Genomic DNA, 21,104 nt, shown 5'->3' with positions numbered 1-21,104 from the left:
CCGGTCCCTGGGACACCGTGCCAACAGGCAGGATCTGGGCTACGGTTTTTCGACCAGACATGGGGAGAGACACGTGACTATCGAGTTCCGTGGCGTGACCAAGCGGTATCCGGACGGGACGGTCGCGGTCGACGACCTGAACCTCACCGTGGAGGACGGCACCATCACCGTCTTCGTCGGGCCGTCCGGCTGCGGCAAGACCACGTCGCTGCGGATGATCAACCGGATGGTCGAGCCGACTTCGGGCTCGGTGCTGCTCGACGGCAAGGACGTCAGCGACGGCGACCCGGCGTTGCTGCGCCGCGGCATCGGCTACGTCATCCAGCACGCCGGCCTCTTTCCACACAGGACGGTGCTGGACAACGTCGCCACCGTGCCGCTGCTGTCCGGCTGGGACAAGGGCAAGGCGCGCAAACGCGCGGCCGAGCTGCTCGAAACCGTCGGCCTGCCCGCGGAACTCGGCAAGCGGTACCCCGCCCAGCTTTCCGGCGGCCAGCAGCAGCGCGTCGGCGTCGCCAGGGCGCTCGCGGCGGATTCGCCGGTGCTGCTGATGGACGAGCCGTTCTCCGCCGTCGACCCGATCGTCCGCGAGGAACTGCAGGACGAGTTGCTTCGCCTGCAGTCGCAGCTGGGGAAGACGATCGTGTTCGTCACCCACGACATCGACGAGGCCGTGCGGCTCGGCGACAAGATCGCGGTGCTCCGCGTCGGCGGGGTGCTCGCGCAATACGGCACGCCCTCGGACGTGTTGCGTCATCCCGTCGACGATTTCGTCGCGTCGTTCGTGGGCAAGGATCGCGGCTATCGCGGGCTCTCCTTCCTTTCGGCGGACGGGATCGTCGTCGAAGAGGTCAAGCGGGTCGAGGTCGGCAAGCCCGCACCGGGGCCGTCCGACGACTGGCAGGTCGCGGTCAACGCCGAGGGCCAGCCGCGCGGCTGGCTGCGCCCCGGGTCCACTGTGGACGGTGAGCTGGCGGAGACCGATCTCGTCGCGGGCGGATCACTGTACGTCCAGGGTTCGCCGATCCGCGGCGCGCTCGACGCGGCCCTTTCGTCGCCCGCGAGCCTCGGTGTGGTGGTCGACGCCGATCTGAAGGTCCTCGGCGTGGTCAGAGCAAGGCAGGTCCTCGAAGTGATCGAAGCGCCGTCGCTGAGTTCCTGATGGGGGACTTCTTCGCGGAGCTCGGCCGCTACCTGGGCAGCGCCAACAACCGGTCGCAGTTCTTCGGCGACCTGCTCGACCACATCTATCTGTCGCTGGTCCCGCTGGTGCTGGGCCTGCTGATCGCGGTGCTGGCGGGCTGGCTCGGCCACCGGTTCGCGGCGGTGCGCTCCGTGCTGCTGGTGGTGTCGAATCTGCTGTACACGATCCCGTCGCTCGCCCTGTTCGTGGTGATCCCGGGCATCATCGGTTCGAAGATCCTCGACAGCGTCAACGTCATCGTCGCGCTCACCGTCTACACCGCCGCCCTGCTCGTGCGACCGGTGCTGGACGCGCTCGACGCCGTCCCGCCGCACGTCGTCGCCGCGGCCACGGCGATCGGCTACAAACCCGCGCGCCGCTTCCTCGCCGTCGAGCTGCCGCTTTCGGTACCGGTGCTCGCGGCCGGCGTCCGGGTGGCCTCGGTCAGCAACATCAGCCTGGTCAGCGTCGGCGCCCTGATCGGAACGGGCGGGCTGGGCGTGCTGTTCACCGACGGCTTCCAGCGCGAGTACTTCTCGCCGATCGTCGTCGGGATCGTCGCGACCCTGCTGCTCGCGCTGATCGTCGACCTGGTGCTGGTCCAGCTGCGCAATCTCCTCACACCCTGGGACCGGGTGGCGACCACGGCGGGGGCGAAATGATCGGCGACGTCCTGAACTGGTTCGGCGACCCGGCCCACTGGCAGGGCCCCGACGGCGTTCCCGCCCGGCTGTTCCAGCATCTCGGCTACACGGCGCTGGCACTGGTCTTCGCGCTGCTCATCGCGATCCCGCTCGGGCTTTACGTCGGGCACACCGGCCGCGGCGCGGTGCTGCTGGTGAGCGGCGGCAACGCGATCCGCGCGTTGCCGACGCTGGGGCTGGTGACCTTCCTGTTCCTGCTCTTCACCGAAAGCGAGCTCTCGACGATCATCGGGCTCGTGGTGCTCGCCATCCCGCCGATCCTCGCCGGGACGTACGCGGGCCTGCAGGCGACCGATCACGGTGTGGTCGACGCGGCCCAGGGCATCGGAATGACCGGCTGGCAACGGTTGTGGAAGGTCGAGGTGCCCATCTCGCTGCCGCTGGTGCTCGGCGGCGTGCGGAACTCGGTGCTGCAGCTGGTGGCGACGGCCGCCGTGGCAGCCTACGTCGGGCTCGGCGGCCTCGGCCGGTTCCTGCTCGACGGACTGGCCATTTTGGACTATCCGCAGGTGGTCGCGGGCGCGGTGCTGACGACGTTGCTCGCCGTGGTGCTGGATCTCGCGCTGGCGGGTGTCCAGCGGGTGCTGGTGCCCAAGGGAGTTCGGCTGGCGCAAGCGGCGAGCGGGAAGAAGGCGAAGTCATGAGGCGGACGGTGGTGGCGTTGTTCGCCGGGATCGCGCTGCTGGCGGCGGGATGCGGCAACCCGCTCGCCGGAGGTGCCGAGGGCGGGACGACCGGCGACATCATCATCGGCGCGTCCGACGTCGGGGAAAGTCTTCTGCTGGCCCAGATCTACGCGGGCGCGCTGCGCAACGCGGGCGCCGAGAACGTGACCGTGCGCCCGCCGGTCGGCAGCCGCGAGGTCGTCGTCAAGGCACTGCAGGACAAATCGCTCTCGGTGGTGCCGGACTACAGCGGGAACCTGTTGCGCTACTTCGACAAGGAGACGCAGGCGACCACGCCGCAGGATGTCTACGCGCAGCTGAAACAGAAGGTGCCGTCCGGGTTCGAGGTCCTCGAACAGGCACCCGCGGAGGACAAGGATCTGCTGGTGGTGCGGAAGGAACTCGCCGATTCCGGGATCCGGACCTTCTCCGATCTCGGCAAGCGGTGCGGGGAATTCGTCTTCGGCGGTCCCGGCCAGTGGAGCAGCCGCTGGAAGGAAAAGATCAAGGCGCTCTACGGCTGCGAGTTCGCCGAGATCCGCACGACCGACACGGGCGGCCCGGTCACCGTCGCCGCACTGAAGTCCGGCGACATCCAGGTCGCCGATCTGTTCAGCACGTCGTCGACGATCGCCGCGAACGGGTTCGTCCCGCTGGTGGACGACAAGAACATGTTCCCCGCGCAGAACATCGTGCCTCTCGTCGCGAAGGGGACGTTGTCGCCGAAGGAGGCCGACGCGTTGAACCGGGTTTCGGCGGTGCTCACGACCGAGGAGCTCACCGAGTTGAACGTCCAGTTCAGCGAGGAGAAGCGCAACCCGCTCGACGTCGCCGAGGAGTTCCTGCGCCGGCACGGCCTTCTCGCGCCCGCCTGACCAACCCCAGGCATTTCGTCCTCTGGATGCGCTCCTTGCGCGTGCGACTACCGCATCCAGAGGACGAAATGCGGGAGGGCTAGAGGCGGTCGAAAGCGGGCGAGTAGCGGAACTCGCCCTGGAGAGCGGGCGTGTACGCGCGAAGGGTGCGGACCTGGAAGTGCGGCGCCCATTCCGCGACCGGCGGCGTGATCCCGTGCTGTGCGGCGAGCACGAAACCGAAGCGGGAGTAGTAGTTCGGGTCGCCCAGCAGGACCACGGCGCCGTAACCGAGCGCGTCCGCCGCGCCGAGAACGGCGTGCACGAGCGCGGAGCCGGCGCCCGAACCGTGGTACTGGGGCAGGACCCCGAGCGGGCCGAGACCGACCGTCGACTTCTCGTCGGAGCCGAGCTTGGCCGGGCTGCAGCAGACGTGCCCGACGACCTCCCCGTCGCGTTCGGCCACGATGGACAGTGCGCCGATGAGGTCGCCGTCCTCCCGCAGTTCGTCGACGAGTTTCGCCTCGACCACCGGGACACTGAGTTTCTCGAACGCGGCCAGATGGACGGCGTGGATCGCCTCGCGGTCGGCCGGGGTTTCCTGTCGGAGCAGCATGCGCACGAGTGTGCTCCATCCGAAGGTAGGATGGAAATCGATTTCCGCCGTCCGAGGTCGCGACTTTAGTAGGCGGCCATCCGTGTGTACTTCCACGGCGTTGAAACGGCCGAGGGGACGGAAAACGACCACCAGATGTGCGGAACCCCAATTCTTCGTGGGCCGTACGGCGGTAAAACGCGACTAAAGGCCGGGGCCGAACGGTGCCCGAACTGCGTCGACGGGGCGTCCATTACTACCGGGATGTCCGTAATGCAAGGTCTTCCTTGGGGTGAATCCGCCACTTAGTCTCAGCCTGCGCTCCTAAGTGGAACGCGCTTCACCTCTGAGTCACCCCAACGATCCGGCGGGCTTCTTCATGTCCGTGGGTCGACCCTGCCTGGGAGGAATATCTTGAACAATTCCCTGGGAACCTTGAAGAGACGACTGCCCGCCTTCGGTGTGGCCGCGGCCGTCGCCGTGCTGACGGCGCTGGGCGGCACCACCGTCGCGTCGGCGGCCGAGGGTTCGATCGTCAACGCGGGTAGCGACAAGGCCATCAAGGACAGCTACATCGTCGTGCTGAAGGACGGCTCGTCGGTCGAAGCCACCGCGAAGAGCGTGACCCAGCGCCACGGCGGCACGGTCGAGAAGACCTTCGCGTCTTCTGTCCGTGGTTTCTCCGGCGCGCTGACCGAAAAGCAGGCGAAGCGCGTCGCCGCCGACCCCGCCGTCGCCTACGTGGAGCAGAACCAGACCGTCTCGATCTCGGCGGACCAGCTGAACCCGCCGTCGTGGGGCCTGGACCGGGTCGACCAGCAGAGCCTTCCGCTCAACCAGAAGTACAGCTACAGCACCACGGCGTCGAACGTCACCGCGTACGTCGTCGACACCGGCATCCTCACCACGCACCCCGACTTCGGCGGGCGCGCGACCCACGGCCGTGACACCGTCGACAACGACAACGACGCCACGGACTGCCAGGGTCACGGCACCCACGTCGCCGGCACCATCGGCGGTACCGCGCACGGTCTGGCCAAGGGCGTCAAGCTCGTCGCCGTCCGCGTGCTGAACTGCTCCGGTTCCGGGACGACCGCCGGCGTCATCGCCGGTGTCGACTGGGTGACCGCGAACGCCGTCAAGCCCGCCGTCGCGAACATGAGCCTCGGTGGCGGCGCTTCGACAACGCTCGACCAGGCCGTCCAGCGGTCGATCGCGGCGGGCATCACCTACGGTGTCGCGGCCGGTAACGACACCGGCGCCAACGCGTGCAACGTCTCGCCCGCCCGCACGCCGGAAGCGATCACCGTCGGCTCGACGACGAACACGGACGCGCGGTCGAGCTTCTCCAACATCGGCACCTGCCTCGACATCTTCGCGCCGGGCAGCGGTATCACGTCGACGTGGCTGAACAACGGCACCAACACCATCAGCGGTACCTCGATGGCGACCCCGCACGTCGTGGGCGCGGCGGCCCTGTACGCCTCCGCCAACCCGTCGGCGACGCCGAAGCAGGTCCGTGACGCGCTGGTCGCCAACGGCACCAAGGACAAGGTGACCAACCCGGGCACCGGTTCGCCGAACGTGCTGCTCTACACCGGCGCGGGCGGTGGCCCCGGCCCCGAGCCCACCCCCTGTGGCACGCAGACCAACAGCGGCGTCGTCGCCATCCCCGACGCCGGTGCCGCGGTGACCAGCACGATCACCGTCGCGAACTGCGCCCGCAACGCCTCGGCCACCACCAAGGTCGCGGTGAACATCACGCACACCTACGTCGGTGACCTCGTCATCGACCTGGTCGCGCCGGACGGCAGCTCGTACCGCCTGAAGAACTCGAGCAACGACTCGTCCGACAACATCAACACCACCTACACCGCCAACGTCTCGTCCGAGGCCGCCAACGGTGCCTGGAAGCTGAAGGTCCAGGACGTCTACCGGGTCGACACCGGCTCCCTCAACAGCTGGTCGCTGACCGTCTGATCCACCCCTGGAGTGCGTGAAGGCCCCCTTCCTCCTGCTGGGAAGGGGGCCTTCCCGTCGCCGGAGAGTGATTCGGCGCCCAGTTGCGGCGTTCGTCCACTAAGGACCTTCGCGAGGCTTTACCCTCTCCGCATGCAGCCCGGACCGCCCTATCAGCAGGGACCTCAGCAGCCGTATCCGCCGCAGGGATATCCGGGATACCCGCCGCCCGGATACGGCCCGCCGCCCAAGAAGTCGAACACCGGGCTCGTCGTCGGTCTGGTCATCGGCGCGGTGGTGCTGCTCGGCGGTGGCGGGGTCGCGGCCTTCCTGCTGCTGTCCGACTCCGGTTCGTCGCCGACCGCGGCGCCGACGTCGTCCAAGAAGACCGGCCCGCCGGACAAGTACACCTCCATGCCCGCCTGCGAGCGGATCGGGAGCAAGATCCGGAACCTGCCGCCGCTCGAAACGCCGAAGGGCGAGGAGCCGGCGAGCACGTCGAACGACGACATCACCTACACCCGTTCGTCCTGCAGCTGGCGTGAGCCCAACGCGCCTTCGGCGACCGTCTCGATGTACCTGTCGAAGTCGAAGGAGCCGGGCTCGGGTGCCGGGGAGGAGTGGGCCAAGGCCGGGGTCGAGAACGCCGTGACCGACGGCGGCGTGCTCATCCCCAGCATGGCGAAGGCGACCAAGGCCGTGCACACCAAGCTCGACTCGTCGAGCCAGTGCCAGATCAAGTTCTACCAGGGCAACGTCGAGGGCGAGATCATCGTGACCGGCCCCGACCCGTCCGGCACGGTCAACCAGACGGTGTGCAAGGAGAACGCCCTGAAGATGGCCAAGGCGACCTCCGAGGCGATCGGCTAGCCGATTTCGGTGACCTGGACCTGCCCGGTCGGCCCGTCGCCGAACGGGTTCTCCCAGCCGTGCCACTCGGCGGTGAGGACGTAGAGCGAACGCCCGTCCTCGCCGCCGAGCGTGCAGGAGAAGCAGCCTCGGTCGGACTCGACCTTCTGAAGTACTTCGCCTCCTTCGCGGACGCGGACGCAGTGCTTGGCCGCCACGTCCGCGTACCAGACCGCACCGTCGGCATCGAGGCAGATGCCGTCCGGGTGGTCGCCGCCGAGGTCGGCCCACACCCGCCTGCCGGACAGCGAGCCATCCTCGGCGATGTCGAACGCGGTGAGCCTGCAGCCGTACGACTCGGCGACGATCAGCGTTCCGCCGTCGGGGGCGACGGCCATGCCGTTGCCGAACAGGATGCCGTCGGCGACCTGGCGTACTTCGCCGTCCGGGGTGACGACGGCGATGACGCCGGGCGCCTGGAAGTCGTTCATTCCGTTGACGAACGCGTTGCCGCGGCCGTCGACCACGACTTCGTTCCAGAGGGAGGCGACCGGGCTCAGGTCCGCGTAGGTGCTCAGATCCGCGTTGAGCAGGCGGGCGTTCGGGCCGTCGACGATGAGCAGGCGGCCGTCGGGGAGCCAGTCGAAGGTGAGCGGCATCGCGGTCGGCACGTTCGCGATCAGTTGGCTCTCGCCATCCGGCGTGACGGCGAGGATCTGGCCGCCGCCCCAGTTCGCCAGCCAGAGACGGCCGTCGTGCCAGCGGGCGGATTCGGGGAGCTTGAGGCCGTCGAGCAGGGTGTTCATGGTGTCTCCTTCGGTCGTTTGCCCACTACACGAACGGGACTCGCCGTTTTCGACACCCCAAATACATGAAGGCCCCCTTCCTTGCGACAGGCGCAAGGAAGGGGGCCTTCATGTACTTCTAGGCGATCAGTCGAAGGCCCGCGCGATCAGCGCCTTCTGCTCGACCTCGTGCACCTTGGACGAACCGGCCGACGGCGCCGCCATCGGACGACGCGACACGACGTCCAGGCTGGAGAACACCTCCGGGAGCTTCCGCGGCAGGTTCAGGCCGAAGAACGGCCACGCGCCCTGGTTCTCCGGCTCCTCCTGGACCCAGACCGCGGGAGCGCCGTTGTAGCGCTCGAGCGCCGCCAGCAGCTTCTTCTTCGGCAGCGGGTAGTACTGCTCGACCCGCACGATCGCGATGTCGTTCGCCTCGCGCTTGGCGCGCTCGGCCACCAGCTCCCAGTACAGCTTGCCCGAGGTCAGCAGGACCTTGCGCACCTTCGACGGGTCGACATCGGCGTCGTCGATGACCGACATGAACTTCGACTGGCCGGTGAAGTCCTCGACCGCCGAGGTCGCCGCCTTGTTGCGCAGCATCGACTTGGGGGTGAAGACCACCAGCGGCCGGTTGACTCCGTCGAGCGCGTGACGGCGGAGCAGGTGGAAGTAGTTCGCCGGGGTCGACGGGACCGCGACGGTCATCGAGCCCTCCGCGCACAGCGAGAGGAAGCGCTCGATGCGGCCGGAGGTGTGGTCCGGGCCCTGGCCCTCGTGGCCGTGCGGCAGCAGCAGCACGACGTCGGAGAGCTGGCCCCACTTGGCCTCGCCGGAGGAGATGTACTCGTCGATGACGGTCTGCGCGCCGTTGACGAAGTCACCGAACTGCGCTTCCCACATGACCAGCGCTTCGGAGTTGGCCACGGAGTAGCCGTATTCGAAGCCGACCGCCGCGTACTCCGACAGCGCCGAGTCGTAGATCATCACGCGGCCCTGGCCCTCGGCCAGGTTCTGCAGCGGCGAGTACTCCTGGCCGGTCTTGCGGTCGATCAGCACCGAGTGGCGCTGGGTGAAGGTGCCGCGGCGGGAGTCCTGGCCGGACAGCCGCACGAGGCGGCCTTCCATGGCCAGCGAACCGAAGGCGAGCAGCTCACCGAACGCCCAGTCGATGCCGCCTTCGCGGGACATCTTGTGGCGGCGCTCCATGACCGGCTTGACCCGCGGGTGCGGGGTGAAGCCCTCGGGCACGTTGAGGAACGCGTCGCCGATGTGCTCGATGACCTCGGTGGTGGTCGCCGTGGGCACCTTCGCCGGGACCTGCTGCTCCTCCTCGACCGAGGGGCTGGCCTTCGCCGGGTGCTTCTCCAGCTCGCGGACCTCGTTGAAGACGTGCTCCAGCTGGCTGGAGAAGTCGCGCAACGCGGCCTCGGCCTCTTCGACGGAGATGTCGCCGCGGCCGATCAGCGATTCGGTGTAGGTCTTCCGGACCGAACGCTTCGTGTCGATGATGTCGTACATCGCCGGCTGCGTCATCGAGGGGTCGTCGCCCTCGTTGTGGCCGCGGCGGCGGTAGCAGATCAGGTCGATCACGACGTCCTTGTGGAACGCCTGGCGGTAGTCGACGGCCAGCTTGGCCACCCAGTGCGCGGCCTCGGGGTCGTCGCCGTTCACATGGAAGATCGGGGAGCCGATCATCTTCGCGACGTCGGTGGCGTACTGGCTCGACCGCGAGTGCTCGGGCGCGGTGGTGAAGCCGACCTGGTTGTTGACGATGACGTGCACGGTGCCGCCGGTGCGGTAGCCGCGCAGCAGCGCCAGGTTCAAGGTCTCGGCCACGACACCCTGGCCGGCGAAGGCCGCGTCGCCGTGCATCAGGACCGGGAGGACGGTGAAACCCTCGCCGCCCTTGTCGAGGATGTCCTGCTTCGCGCGGACGATGCCCTCGAGGACCGGGTCGACGGTCTCCAGGTGCGACGGGTTCGCGGTCAGCGACACCTTGGTCTCGCCGTCGCCGAACATGCGGAAGTACTTGCCCTCGGCGCCGAGGTGGTACTTCACGTCACCGGAACCGTGCGCCTGGCCCGGGTCGAGGTTGCCCTCGAACTCCTGGAAGATCTGCGCGATCGGCTTGCCGACGATGTTCGCGAGCACGTTCAGGCGGCCGCGGTGCGGCATGCCGATGACGACCTCGTCGAGCTCGTGCTCGGCGGCCTTGTCCAGCAGCGTGTCGAGCAGCGGGATCGCCGTCTCGCCGCCTTCGAGGGAGAACCGCTTCTGGCCGACGTACTTGGTCTGCAGGAAGGTCTCGAACGCCTCGGCGGCGTTGAGCTTCGAGAGCACGTACTTCTGGACGGCGGGGTCCGGCTTCTCGTGCGGGATCTCGACGCGGTCCTGGATCCAGCGGCGCTCCTCGGGGTCGAGGATGTGCGTGTACTCGATGCCGACGGTGCGGCAGTACGAGTTGCGCAGGACGCCGAGGATGTCGCGCAGCTTCATCCGCTCCTGGCCGGCGAAGCCGCCGACCGGGAACTCGCGGTCCAGGTCCCACAGGGTCAGGCCGTGGGAGAGGACGTCGAGGTCGGCGTGGCTGCGCTGCCGGTAGTTCAGCGGGTCGGTGTCGGCCATCAGGTGACCGCGCATGCGGAAGGCGTCGATCAGCTCGATGACGCGCGCGGTCTTGTCGACCGGGCCGTCCGGGATGTCGGCGACCCAGCGGATCGGCTCATACGGCAGGCGCAGGCTGGTGAAGACGTCGTCGTAGAAGCCGTCCTCGCCGAGCAGCAGCTCGTGGATGCGCTTGAGGAACTCGCCCGACTCCGCGCCCTGGATGATGCGGTGGTCGTACGTCGAGGTCAGCGTCATGATCTTGGAGACGCCGAGGTCGACCAGGGCCTTCTCGCTGGTGCCCTCGAAGTGCGCCGGGTACTGCATGGCGCCGACGCCGATGATCGCGCCCTGGCCCGCCTGCAGGCGCGGCACCGAGTGGTTGGTGCCGATGCCGCCGGGGTTGGTCAGCGAGATCGTGGTGCCGGCGAAGTCGTCGGCGGTCAGCTTGCCGTTGCGGGCCTTCTTGACGATCTCCTCGTAGGCCTGCCAGAACTGCATGAAGGTCATGTTCTCGGTGGCCTTGATGGAGGCCACGACGAGCGTGCGGGCGCCTTCCTTGCCCTTCATGTCGATCGCGAGACCGAAGTTCACGTGCTCCGGCGTGACCGCGAACGGCTTCCCGTCGATCAGCTGGTAGTGCCGGTTCATGTTCGGGAAGTTCTTCAGCGCGCGGACCATCGCGTACCCGATGAGGTGCGTGAAGGAGATCTTGCCGCCGCGCGTGCGCTTGAGGTGGTTGTTGATGACGATGCGGTTGTCGGCCATCAGCTTCGCCGGGACGGCGCGCACACTCGTGGCCGTCGGCACGGACAGCGAGGCGTCCATGTTCTTCGCGATCGCCGCCGCGGCGCCGCGGAGCTGCTTCGACTCCGGCTCGGCGTCCTTCTCGGCGGGCTTGGCGGGGGCCTTCTCGGCCGTCTTCTCGGCCGCCTTGGGCGCGGCCTTGGGCGCCGCCGCCTTCGCCTCGGTCTTCGGGGCCGTCTTCGGCGCAGCCTTCGCCGGGGCGGTCTGCTTCGCGGCGGACTCGGCGTTGCGGACCGTCTGCGGCGTCGGCTTGGCGGCCTGGCCGTTGGCGTCCGCGCTTCCCTCCGCAGAGGTCTGACGTGCGTCGTCAGCCTTCGCCTGCGCGTCCTGCGTTGGCTTGAAGTCCGCGAAGAAGTCGTGCCAGGCGGCATCGACTGAGCTGGGGTCGGCAAGGAACTGGTCGTACATTTCCTCGACGACCCACTCGTTGGGGCCGAATTGTGACGCAGGGCTGCTGCTGGACACGGCTTGGACTCGCCTCTATCCGTCTCGAGATCTTGAACACCGCTGATGCGCCTACCAGGCTAACCCCCTCGGTCGCAGCCGTGTGATGGAACTGGCCTGTGTGAGGCGTGGCGCACTAGGTGATGGGTCACTGTCTCGATCAAGAGACCGAAATCCGGCCCGGTCCGCCTCCGGCGGGGGAGCAAGGGACCTTTGCTGTCACTTTCACCGTCCGTGCAGGTCAGGTCACTGTCCCGTCGGTAAAGGTTGGCTGGGTCGTCGTGCCCGGACAGCCTGGAGTTCACGTCGGGGGGTTTCGCTGGGTGGAGGATGCGGCCGGTGTCGTGCCGGCCGCCGATCGCCCGCGAGGTGGTGGCAGCCGATGTGGCTCGACGAGTGCCCGTCGTTCTGGGACGAGGGGCGCGTGCGCCCGCTGGTCACCGAGTCCGGCAAGGTCGTGCTGATGTGCGACTCGTGCTCGGCGGTCTGGCCGACGCTCGACGACTTCAAGGAGATGGAGCACGTCGAGCCCGACGAGCCGGACTGGACGGTGACGGCCGGGGTGCACGTCCGGCCGGGGACCGTCCGCTGGGCTTCGCCCCAGGACCTCGAGGTCGCCGGGATGAGCGGCCTCAAGTGGCGGCCTTAGCCGGGGTACGGGCGCTCCGCGGGTAGCAGGGCTTCGGCGTCTTCGATGCGGTTCGCCGCGACCAGGGCGCCGACCTCGCGCATGAGCGGGGTGACGTCGGTGACCGCCGTGATCCACTTGTCGACATAGCGATCGACGGCTTCGCCGCTCAGGCCCATCTGGAGCGAACGGTGCTTCAGCGCGCCGAGCCGGATGCCGCGTTCCGGATCCCACTGGATGCGGACCGGGCTGGCCTTGACCTCGTCCTGCCACGTCTTCCGGTCGGGGTGGACGTCGGGGTCGTAGTGGCTGAGCGCCGCGTGTTCGAGCGCCCAGGCGAAACCCTCGCGAGTGATGTCGAGGGCGAGTACGCGCTCCTGGCCGGGCTTCGCCGCCCAGCCGCAGCGGTACGCCATCCAGAGGAAGGACGGCTTGATCCAGGTCATGCGTTCGCGTTTGAACGGCGGCACGAAGGTGCCCGCCTTCAGCGCGGCGTCGGCGATGGCCGGCGAGTACGCCTGATAGACGCGGATCGTGGTTTCGGTGTGTACGGCGCGGATCTGCCGTGCCGGGATCTCTTCTTTCATTTCCCGTACAGCGTGACAGCTGCTTTGGATGCGGGCGACCGAAATTCCCTTGCCCGCCGGTTCATGCTGGCTTCATGGCATTGCTGCGCAAGGGATCGCGACGGATCGTCGTCGACGACGCCGCTTACCGGTGGATCGTCCGGCGGAAGCCCACCTACGCACAGGACGGTGGGTGTTTCCTTTCGTACGGGGTGGAATTGGAGGACGCGCGGGGTGCGGTGCTGGTGGTCCGGACGGATCACGCGCACCCGTTGAACTACATGGGGGTGCCGTCGAAGGCCGTGCTGCCTTCGGATGTCGAACGGGCCATCCGGCTGGCGCTGGCTCGTGGGTGGGAGCCGTCGGCTCCGGGGGCGCAATTCCAGCTGGACCTCGTCGCTGCGTGAGCGGCGTTGGCGGTGGTTGCGAAAGCCACTTTCGCAACGTTGAAGGTTGCGAAAGTGGCTTTCGCAACGCCTCCGCCGGAGCCGCGTTTCCGGGTGGGTGACGGCAGTTTCGCGTGATTGGGCGGACGGCACGGGTGATCAGACGGACGACACGTGTGATCAGGGGGACGACACGCGTGGCTGAACGGACGACACGCGTGGCTGAACGGACGACACGTGTGATTGGGCGGACGACACGAGCGTGGCGTGGTTCCGCCACGAGTCGACCGCCCGATCACGTGTGCCGTCCCTCCCAGCACGTGTGTCGTCCGTTCAGTCACGCGAAGGAGGTACCTGAGACACGACCGTCCTTCACGCTCAGCCGAGGGACCAAAGGCGCGCGTAGTGGCCGTTCGCCGCGACCAGGTCCGCGTGCGTGCCCTGTTCGATGATCCGGCCGTGGTCCAGCACCACGATCCGGTCCGCCTTGGCGGCGGTGGCGAGGCGGTGCGCGACCACGAAGGTCGTGCGGCGGCGCGCGAGCTGTTCCGTCGCGCGCAGGACGGCGGCTTCGGTGGACGGGTCCAGCGCCGCGGTCGCCTCGTCGAGCAGGAGGACGTCCGGGTCCACGAGTTCGGCGCGGGCGAGGGCGACGAGTTGCCGTTGCCCGGCCGAAAGAGACCGTCCGCGTTCACCGACGGGCTGGTGGAAACCGGCCGGAAGCGCGGCGACACCGTCGAGCGCGCCGACGGACCGCACCGCTTCCTCGACCTCCGCGTCCGTCGCGGAAGGCCTGCCGTAGCGCACATTGTCCGCGACGGTCCCCGAGAACAGATGCGCTTCCTGGGGCACCACGCCCATTCGCGTGCGCAGGGCGCCCAGGTCGTACTCGCGGATGTCGGTGCCGTCGATCCGGACCACACCGGCTGTCGCGTCGTAGAAACGCGCGACGAGCTTCACCGCCGTCGACTTCCCGGCGCCCGTCGCACCGACCAAGGCGACGGTCTCCCCGGGCGCGACCTCCAGCGTCAGCTGCTTGAGCGCGGGATCATCCGTTGCGGTGTAAGCGAAATCGACATCCTTGAAGGAGACCTCGCCCCGCAGCCGCTCCGGGACCGGCACCGGGTTCTCCGCCGCCGGAACGGAAGTCGGCGTACGCAGCAGATCACCGATACGCGTCAGGCCGACCCGCGCCTGCTGGTAGCCGTCGAACACCGAGGACAGCTGCTGGATCGGCGAGAAGAACTGGCCGAGGTAGAGCAGGAACGCCACCAGTACACCGGCCGACAGTGTGCCCGCCGCGACCCGGTTCGCGCCGACGATCAGCACGACCACTTCGGCCAAGCCGGAAAGCATTGCCGCGAAAGGGAAGTACGTCGCGACATAGCGCTGGGCACGCAGCCGCGAACGCCGGTACTCGTCGCTGCGTGAGGCGAACTTCTCCGCTGTCCGCTCCTCGCGCGTGTACGCCTGCGCGACCCGCAGCCCGTTCACGTTCTCCTGCATGTCCGCGTTGACGACACTGACCCGCTCCCGGGCCTCGGTGTACGCCTTGGACGACGCCCGGCGGAAGATCACCGTCGCCACGATGAGGATCGGCAGCACCGCGAGCGCGTACGCCGCCAGGCCGATGTCGGTGATCATCAGCGCCGCCGCGATCCCGACCAGGGTCAGCGCGCTCACCACGGCCTGCGCGACACCGGTCTGCAGGAACGTCGAAAGCGCGTCGACGTCGGTGGTCATCCGGGTCATGATCTTCCCGGACAGTTCGCGTTCGTAGAAGTCGAGCCCGAGCCGTTGCAGATGGGCGTAACTGCGGACGCGCAGCGAATACAGCACCGTCTCGCCGACCCGCGCGGTCATCCTGGTCTGGAGGTAGACCACCAGCCAGTCCGTGAGGATCACCAGCGCGCCGATCCCGGCGGCCAGCCAGATCACCGCCTCCGCCCCGGCACGCACCCCGCTGTCGATGCCGTACTGGTACAGCGCGGGCATCGCGATGGTGGCCAGCGCGTCCGCCGCGACCAGCCCGATCACCACGGCGAGCGGGGCGCGCACCGGTTTCAGCAGGCGGCCTAGGCGGAACTTCGGTTCGGGCGCGGTGACGTCGGTGCCCGGCAGGCGGGGGACGTCCGTGGCGGGCGGCAGTTTCCGGACGCCATCGATGAGCTCCTGGCTCGGCGGCAGGTCGACGTCCCATTCGCCGCCCGAGCCCTTCCGCTCGCCCGCCAGCTCGTCGGCCTTGTCCTGCTCCGGCCACAACGCGGGGGTGATCCCGGCGGGACCGCAGTCGAGACCCTCGCAGCGATGGGGTTCCTCGACGTCGTCACCCGGACCCGCGACGAGTTCGCGGAACAGCGGGCAGCGCGCGAGCAGCTCCTCCTCGGTGCCGACGTCGACGACGCGGCCCTTGTCGAGCACGGCGATCCGGTCGGCGAGGGCGAGGGTGGAGCGGCGGTGCGCGATCAGCAGCGTCGTCCGGCTCGCGGTGACCGAACGCAGCGTGTCGTGGATCGCCGCCTCGGTGACCGTGTCGATGGCGGACGTCGCGTCGTCGAGGACCAGCACGCGCGGATCGGTCATCAGCGCCCTGGCGAGACCGAGCCGCTGCCGCTGCCCGCCCGAGAGCGTGAGACCGCGCTCGCCGACGAGCGTGTCGTAGCCGTCGGGGAGGCGCTGGATGAACTCGTCCGCCTCCGCCGCCCGCGCGGCCGCGCGGATCTCCTCGTCGCTCGCGTCCGGTCTGCCGTAGGCGATGTTGTCGCGTACCGAGGAGGAGAAGAGGAAAGCCTCCTCGAAGACCACGCCGATGACGCTGCGCAGGTCTCGCTGCCGGACGTCGCGGACGTCGAGGTCGCCGACCTGGACCGAGCCGCTGTGCACGTCGTAGAACCGGGGGAGCAGCAGGGAGATCGTCGACTTGCCGGACCCGGCCGTGCCGACCAGCGCGAGCGTCTCGCCCGGCCGGGCCTCCAGGGTGAGCCCGTCGAGCACGGGATCCGACCGCGTGTAGCCGAAGGAGACGTCTTCCAGCCGGACACCGAGCGGGCCTTCGGGCAGCGGCTGCGCGTCCGGGCTGTCGACGACGTCCGGCTGCGCGTCGATCAGTTCGTTGACCCGTTCCGCGCCCGCCCTGGTCAGCTGGGCCTGGACGACGAGGCTGGAGATCATCCTGGCCGGGCCGATCAGGATGGACAGATAGGTCGCGAACGCCAGAAAGGTGCCGAGGCTGACTTCGCCCTTCAGCGCGAGGACACCACCCACTGCCAGCACCGCGACCTGACCCGCCGCGGGCAATGCGGCCGTCGTGGCCGTCGGCAGAGACGAGAGCCGGGCCGCGCGCATGCGTTCCGCGAAGAGCTTCTTCGCCGTCTTCTCCAGCTTCGCGACTTCGCGCGCTTCCTGGCCGAAGCCCTTCACGACGCGTACGCCGGTGACGGTCTCCTCGACCTGCTGCGCGACGTCGGCCGCGCGCTGCTGGGCCGCCCACGTCGCCGGGAAGAGCCGCTTCCGGCTTACCGCCATGATGATCGCGATCGCCGGGGCGACCACCATCGCGATCAACGTCAGCGTCGGGGACATCCACAGCATCGCGCCGAGGGACAGCAGCGCGAAGATCACCGAACCCGCCGAAAGCGGCACCTGCATCAGGACCGACGTGACCAGCTGCAGATCCGAGATCGCGCGGGAGGCGACCTGGCCGGTGCGCAGCGCGTCCTGCTTGCCGCCGTCGAGCCGGGAGACCGCGCCGAACACCTGACGGCGCAGATCGTGCTGGACGTCGAGGGCCAGCCGCCCGCCGACGTACCGGCGGGCGAAGGCGTTGCCGAAGGTCAGCACCTGCAGCACCGCCATCACCGCGGCGAGCAGGCCGAGCCGGGAGGTGTCGCCCGCGACGGCGTCGTCCAGCGCCTCGCGGATCAGCAGCGGACCGGCGGCCTGCAGCCCGACGCCGATGATGGCCGCGCCCAGCGAGAGCACGACCAGCCATGGATGTTTCCAGCACGAAGCGGCCAGGCGGCGGATCCAACCTCCGGTGGGCGCGGGGGCGGTCTCACGAGCCGGACTGGCTTGACGCGGACGAGGTGGAGCAGTAGTCACCCCGCAAGCCTATGCGTCCGCACCGACAGGACCGGCCGGTTCGCGCAGGGCCGAACGCGATGAAAGGCCCCTTCATCGCGGATTTCGCGATGAAGGGGCCTTTCATGTCACGTGTGAGTGTGACCTAGGTGATGTCCTTCTTCTGGTTCACGGCCCAGCCGGCGAGGAAGAAGATCATCGTCCAGCCGAAGAAGATGAGCGCCGAGGCCCACCACGAGAACGCGCCGGGCGCGCCGGCCGCGTACTGCAGCGCCCACGCCGTCTCGTCCTGCAGGCCGGGCACCTTCACGCCGGCGGCACCGAACGCCTCGGCGCCGATGGCGCCCACGATGCCGTTGACCGTGCCGTTCGGCAGGACGCCGCCCAGCCACGTGATGTCGGCGGCGCCGAACATGACGAACACCAGCACGTTCTCGACCACCAGCATCCAGATGGTCAGCGTGATGATGCTGCCGACCACGCTGCGCCACACCGCGCCGACCCCGATGCCGAACAGGGTCGCCAGGATCGTCGCGAGGACACCCGCGCCGAGCACGCCCAGCCACTGGCCCGCCGTCGGCAGGCGCTGGCTGTCGACCGTGATCACGGTGCCGAGGCTCGCCGCGCCCACGATGATCACGCCGTAGATCGCGCCCCAGGCGATGTAGGTGATCATCTTCGCGCTCAACGCCGAAACCCGGTTCGGGGCGGTGAGGAACGTCGTGGTGATCGTCTTCTTCGTGTACTCGCCGGCGAGGGCGAAGACACCGAAGATGATCGGGATCATCGTGCCGATGTTGATGCCGTGCCCGAGCGCGAGCAGCCCGACGGGCAGTTCGCCGGTCGAGATGCCGAGCGCCTCGGTCAGCTCACGGGTGTCGGAGCGGCCGAGGAAGTCGCTGAAGTCGTTGGTGACCATGCCCCAGAACAGGGCGAACGCGAAAGCGAAGACCACCGCGGGGATCATCAGCGCCCACCACGCCTTGAGCGTGAGCGTCTTGCGGAACTCCGCCTTGATCAGGTTGCCCATCAGCCCTGGCCTCCCCAGCCCTCGTTCTGGCCCTGCTGCTGCGCCTGCTGCTGAGGCGGGGCCTGCTGATACTGCGGTTGCTGCTGCTGGAACTGCTGCTGCGGCGGAGCGAAACCAGGCGGCGGCGTGTTCTGCGGCGCGTAGCCGGGAGGCGGCCCCTGATATCCGGGCGGCGGGCCCTGGTAACCCGGAGGCGGACCCTGGTAGCCCGGCGGCGGGCCCTGCTGGAACCCGGGCGGCGGCGCGGCGTACTGACCCTGCGTCAGCTGGAAGAACATCCGCTCCAGATCCGCGGTCTCCTCCTGCATGCCGTAGACCGCGATGCTCGCCTTGGCGGAGATGTCACCGATCTGCTGCACCGTCGCGCCGGAGACCGCGACCCGGCCGTCCGGCATCGGCGCGACCTGCGTGATTCCCGCCTCCTGCAACGCGGAGACGAGACCGTTCGCGTCGGCCGACTGAACCAGCACGCGGGACTGGTTGCTCTTGCGCAACTGGTCCAGCGAGCCGTTGTAGCGCGTCATGCCCTGGCTGATGATCACGACCTGGTCGATCGTCTGCTCCACCTCGTTCAGCAGGTGGCTCGAGACCAGCACCGTGCGCCCCTCACGCGCGTACGCGCGCAGGAAGTTCCGAAGCCACAGGATGCCCTCGGGGTCGAGACCGTTCGTCGGCTCGTCCAGCACCAGCACCTGCGGGTTCCCCAGCAACGCCGTCGCCAGTGCCAGCCGCTGCCGCATACCGAGCGAGAACCCGCCCGCCTTGCGGTCCGCCGCCGACGAAAGGCCGACCAGCCCCAGTACCTCGTCCACCCGCTGATCCGGCATCCCGATCGCCGCCGAGTACACGCGCAGGTGATTCCGCGCCGTCCGTCCCGGGTGGAAGCCCTCGTTCTCCAGCACCGAACCGACGACCCGCGCCGGATTCCCCAGCTGGTCGTGCGGGCGCCCGTTGATGGTCGCCGTGCCGTTCGTGGGCGTCACCAGCCCGAGCAGCATCCGGAGCGTCGTGGTCTTCCCGGCCCCGTTGGGCCCCAGGAAGCCGGTCACCGACCCGGGCTCCACCGTGAAGCTCAGATTCTGGACCGCGTTGACCGCACCGAACTGCTTGCTCAGGTTCTGCACCGCGATGCGGCCACTGCCGTCGTGCATACCGTCCCCTTTTGTTGACGAAGGCCGATCACGCGACATCCTGCCTCACGGGGTGAGCCCGCACCCGAGGAAGGGGTCAATCCGCCGAAAGCGACCTTCGTCACGTCCGGCACGGTGACGAGCCCGTCCTCCAGCGCAGCCGTCGCTGCGCCGAATGGCCGCTGACTACCGGATATGCGCCGCCGAGCATGGAAAATCACCGACCAGGAAGGAGGCCGGTGAACAAATAATTCGGAAGACATGGCGACCTCATGCAGCGCGACGGCGACTTATTACCTACGATGGAGGAGGCGGCCCGCTCCCAGTGACCCCCAGGCTGGTTGAGCGGGCCGCCCTCAGCCCCTTTGCCCCACTTCGGTCGACGCTGGCGCGTCTTCCCGAAGGTGGGGCTTCGTCGTATCACCCGGGGGGCCGAGCCCCCCGGACCCCCGCGGCGCGGCCGGCGCCGGTTGGCGGGGTGGTGGCCTACGGCGCAGAGCGCCGTGGCCTGGTGAGATGGATGACCAGCGGTGTGAAGCTCGCTCCATAAAAGGAGCGAGGGACCTTTGCTCACTGGGGTGGCAAAGGCCCCTCGCGTGGGGGTGTGGCGTGGGGGTCAGGCCAGGACGTCGGCCAGGTCGGTGGCCGGGAGGCCGTGCGCGGCGGCGACGGGGGCATTGGTCAGCGCGCCCGCGTGCGTGTTGAGGCCCTTCGCCAGCGAAGCGTCGGCCTGCAGCGCCTTCAGCCAGCCGTGCTCCGCCAACTGCACGGCGTACGGCAGCGTCACGTTGGTCAGCCCGTAGGTCGACGTCCGGGGCACCGCGCCCGGCATGTTCGCGACGCAGTAGAACACCGACTCGTGGACCTTGTAGGTCGGCTCGTCGTGCGTGGTCGGCCGCGAGTCGGCGAAGCAGCCGCCCTGGTCGATCGCGATGTCCACCAGCACACTGCCCGGGCGCATCCGCGAAACGAGCTCGTTCGAGACCAGCTTCGGCGCCTTCGCGCCGGGCACGAGCACCGCGCCGATGACCATGTCGGCCTCCAGCACGGACTGCTCCACCGACAGCGCGTTCGAGGTCACCGTGCGGATGCGGCCGCCGAAGTCGTTGTCGATCTGACGGAGCCGGTCGACGTTCGTGTCCAGGATCTCGACGTCCGAGCCGAGGCCGAGCGCGACCCGCGCCGCGTTGAGGCCCGCGACACCGCCGCCGATGACGACCACGCGCGCCGGGTGCACACCGGGGATGCCGCCGGGCAGCACACCGCGTCCGCCGCTCGGCTTCATCAGCGAGAACGCGCCCACCTGCGGGGCCAGCCGTCCGGCGACCTCGGACATCGGCGCGAGCAGCGGCAGCGCGCGGTTCGGGGTCTGCACCGTCTCGTAGGCGATCGCGGTGGTGCCCGCGGCCAGCAGCGCGTCGGTCAGCGGGCGGTCCGCGGCGATGTGCAGGTAGGTGAACAGCACCTGGTTGGCGCGCAGCCGCGGGTACTCCTCGGCGATCGGCTCCTTGACCTTGAGCACGAGCTCGCCTTCGGCCCAGGTCTCCTCCGCGGTCGCGAGGATCTTCGCGCCCGCGGTGACGTACTCCTCGTCGGTGATGGACGAGCCGAGGCCGGCGCCGGTCTCGACGAAGACGTCGTGGCCGCGCCCGGTCAGTTCGTGCACGCCCGCCGGGGTGAGCGCCACCCGGTATTCGTGCTTCTTGATCTCACGGGGGACGGCGATACGCACGGAAGGCCTCCTGGCGGCGGGTCTGCGAACAAAGGTGCTGCCACTCACGGTGAGCCACCCGGACGGCGGTGTCATCGTGCGGCGACGACAGTGTTGGGAA

Annotated in this window: 16 protein-coding genes; 8 read left to right on the top strand and 8 right to left on the bottom strand. The window is 68.8% G+C overall.

The genetic code is table 11. The annotated features are described in order from the left end of the window. Positions 1-73 precede the first annotated feature (73 nt). The 4 genes from H4W30_RS14830 to H4W30_RS14815 are packed head-to-tail and all read left to right on the top strand — an operon-like array spanning position 74 to position 3,427. Positions 74-1,162 (top strand): ABC transporter ATP-binding protein, encoded by a 1,089-nt coding sequence (locus tag H4W30_RS14830; protein ID WP_192743360.1) that lies wholly within the window; start codon positions 74-76, stop codon positions 1,160-1,162. Further along, on the top strand, positions 1,162-1,845 hold the full coding sequence (locus H4W30_RS14825; protein WP_192743359.1) for an ABC transporter permease: 684 nt from the start codon (positions 1,162-1,164) through the stop codon (positions 1,843-1,845). Before H4W30_RS14830 ends, H4W30_RS14825 begins: the two co-directional genes overlap by 1 nt. Next, entirely contained in the window at positions 1,842-2,531 is a 690-nt protein-coding gene (locus H4W30_RS14820; RefSeq protein WP_192743358.1) for an ABC transporter permease, read from the top strand. Before H4W30_RS14825 ends, H4W30_RS14820 begins: the two co-directional genes overlap by 4 nt. Then, positions 2,528-3,427 carry an ABC transporter substrate-binding protein gene (locus H4W30_RS14815; RefSeq protein WP_192743357.1) on the top strand — a complete coding sequence of 300 codons (900 nt, stop codon included), beginning with the start codon at positions 2,528-2,530 and terminating at the stop codon, positions 3,425-3,427. Before H4W30_RS14820 ends, H4W30_RS14815 begins: the two co-directional genes overlap by 4 nt. A gap of 79 nt (positions 3,428-3,506) precedes the next feature. Here H4W30_RS14815 and H4W30_RS14810 read toward each other — a convergent pair whose 3' ends face one another. Continuing rightward, positions 3,507-4,022 carry a GNAT family N-acetyltransferase gene (locus tag H4W30_RS14810; protein WP_192743356.1) on the bottom strand — a complete coding sequence of 172 codons (516 nt, stop codon included), beginning with the start codon at positions 4,020-4,022 and terminating at the stop codon, positions 3,507-3,509. A gap of 393 nt (positions 4,023-4,415) precedes the next feature. Here H4W30_RS14810 and H4W30_RS14805 point away from each other — a divergent pair, with 393 nt between their 5' ends. After that, a complete protein-coding gene (locus H4W30_RS14805; RefSeq protein WP_192743355.1) occupies positions 4,416-5,981 on the top strand; it encodes a S8 family peptidase in 1,566 nt (521 codons plus the stop codon). Positions 5,982-6,113: 132 nt separating this feature from the next. Next, positions 6,114-6,830 carry a hypothetical protein gene (locus H4W30_RS14800; RefSeq protein ID WP_192743354.1) on the top strand — a complete coding sequence of 239 codons (717 nt, stop codon included), beginning with the start codon at positions 6,114-6,116 and terminating at the stop codon, positions 6,828-6,830. Here H4W30_RS14800 and H4W30_RS14795 read toward each other — a convergent pair. Both H4W30_RS14795 and H4W30_RS14790 read right to left on the bottom strand, forming a co-directional pair. Then, positions 6,827-7,615, bottom strand: coding sequence for an SMP-30/gluconolactonase/LRE family protein (locus tag H4W30_RS14795; RefSeq protein ID WP_192743353.1), 789 nt, complete (start codon positions 7,613-7,615; stop codon positions 6,827-6,829). The genes H4W30_RS14800 and H4W30_RS14795 overlap by 4 nt on opposite strands. Positions 7,616-7,741: 126 nt before the next feature. After that, positions 7,742-11,473, bottom strand: a complete 3,732-nt coding sequence (locus H4W30_RS14790; RefSeq protein WP_192743352.1) for a multifunctional oxoglutarate decarboxylase/oxoglutarate dehydrogenase thiamine pyrophosphate-binding subunit/dihydrolipoyllysine-residue succinyltransferase subunit — start codon at positions 11,471-11,473, stop codon at positions 7,742-7,744. A 361-nt stretch (positions 11,474-11,834) separates the two neighbouring features. Between H4W30_RS14790 and H4W30_RS14785 the strand changes: the two genes are divergently transcribed. After that, on the top strand, positions 11,835-12,101 hold the full coding sequence (locus H4W30_RS14785) for a hypothetical protein (RefSeq protein WP_126735715.1): 267 nt from the start codon (positions 11,835-11,837) through the stop codon (positions 12,099-12,101). On the opposite strand, the gene H4W30_RS14780 is transcribed toward H4W30_RS14785, so the two are convergent. After that, entirely contained in the window at positions 12,098-12,667 is a 570-nt protein-coding gene (locus H4W30_RS14780) for a DUF4291 domain-containing protein (protein ID WP_192743351.1), read from the bottom strand. The two genes, H4W30_RS14785 and H4W30_RS14780, sit on opposite strands and share 4 nt — an antisense overlap. Positions 12,668-12,741: 74 nt before the next feature. On the opposite strand from H4W30_RS14780, the gene H4W30_RS14775 reads away from it, so the two are divergent. Beyond that, complete coding sequence (locus tag H4W30_RS14775) at positions 12,742-13,053, top strand: hypothetical protein (RefSeq protein ID WP_192743350.1); 312 nt, start codon at positions 12,742-12,744, stop codon at positions 13,051-13,053. 357 nt (positions 13,054-13,410) lie between these two features. Here H4W30_RS14775 and H4W30_RS14770 read toward each other — a convergent pair whose 3' ends face one another. From H4W30_RS14770 to ald, 4 genes are all read right to left on the bottom strand, one after another. Further along, entirely contained in the window at positions 13,411-17,133 is a 3,723-nt protein-coding gene (locus H4W30_RS14770) for an ABC transporter ATP-binding protein (RefSeq protein ID WP_192743349.1), read from the bottom strand. 124 nt (positions 17,134-17,257) lie between these two features. Next, a complete protein-coding gene (locus tag H4W30_RS14765) occupies positions 17,258-18,142 on the bottom strand; it encodes an ABC-2 transporter permease (protein WP_005150670.1) in 885 nt (294 codons plus the stop codon). Then, the gene (locus H4W30_RS14760) at positions 18,142-19,293 is read right to left on the bottom strand and encodes an ABC transporter ATP-binding protein (protein ID WP_192743348.1); all 1,152 of its coding nucleotides are present in this window, start codon (positions 19,291-19,293) and stop codon (positions 18,142-18,144) included. The genes H4W30_RS14765 and H4W30_RS14760 overlap by 1 nt, the downstream gene beginning before the upstream one ends. A 595-nt stretch (positions 19,294-19,888) precedes the next feature. Then, the gene (gene ald / locus H4W30_RS14755) at positions 19,889-21,004 is read right to left on the bottom strand and encodes an alanine dehydrogenase (RefSeq protein ID WP_192743347.1); all 1,116 of its coding nucleotides are present in this window, start codon (positions 21,002-21,004) and stop codon (positions 19,889-19,891) included. Between the last annotated feature and the right edge of the window lie 100 nt (positions 21,005-21,104).

Source organism: Amycolatopsis roodepoortensis (genome assembly GCF_014873915.1).
Lineage (GTDB): Bacteria > Actinomycetota > Actinomycetes > Mycobacteriales > Pseudonocardiaceae > Amycolatopsis > Amycolatopsis roodepoortensis.
The sequence above is the reverse complement of the archived record's forward strand: the minus strand, read 5'-3'. Positions and strand labels throughout refer to the sequence as shown.

Coding starts and splice junctions, on each gene's coding strand:
- H4W30_RS14825 (WP_192743359.1), top strand. CDS start 1,162: ATGGGGGACTTCTTCGCGGAGCTCGGCCGCTACCTGGGCAGCGCCAAC.
- H4W30_RS14820 (WP_192743358.1), top strand. CDS start 1,842: ATGATCGGCGACGTCCTGAACTGGTTCGGCGACCCGGCCCACTGGCAG.
- H4W30_RS14815 (WP_192743357.1), top strand. CDS start 2,528: ATGAGGCGGACGGTGGTGGCGTTGTTCGCCGGGATCGCGCTGCTGGCG.
- H4W30_RS14810 (WP_192743356.1), bottom strand. CDS start 4,022: ATGCTGCTCCGACAGGAAACCCCGGCCGACCGCGAGGCGATCCACGCC.
- H4W30_RS14800 (WP_192743354.1), top strand. CDS start 6,114: ATGCAGCCCGGACCGCCCTATCAGCAGGGACCTCAGCAGCCGTATCCG.
- H4W30_RS14795 (WP_192743353.1), bottom strand. CDS start 7,615: ATGAACACCCTGCTCGACGGCCTCAAGCTCCCCGAATCCGCCCGCTGG.
- H4W30_RS14785 (WP_126735715.1), top strand. CDS start 11,835: ATGTGGCTCGACGAGTGCCCGTCGTTCTGGGACGAGGGGCGCGTGCGC.
- H4W30_RS14780 (WP_192743351.1), bottom strand. CDS start 12,667: ATGAAAGAAGAGATCCCGGCACGGCAGATCCGCGCCGTACACACCGAA.
- H4W30_RS14775 (WP_192743350.1), top strand. CDS start 12,742: ATGGCATTGCTGCGCAAGGGATCGCGACGGATCGTCGTCGACGACGCC.
- H4W30_RS14765 (WP_005150670.1), bottom strand. CDS start 18,142: ATGGGCAACCTGATCAAGGCGGAGTTCCGCAAGACGCTCACGCTCAAG.
- H4W30_RS14760 (WP_192743348.1), bottom strand. CDS start 19,293: ATGCACGACGGCAGTGGCCGCATCGCGGTGCAGAACCTGAGCAAGCAG.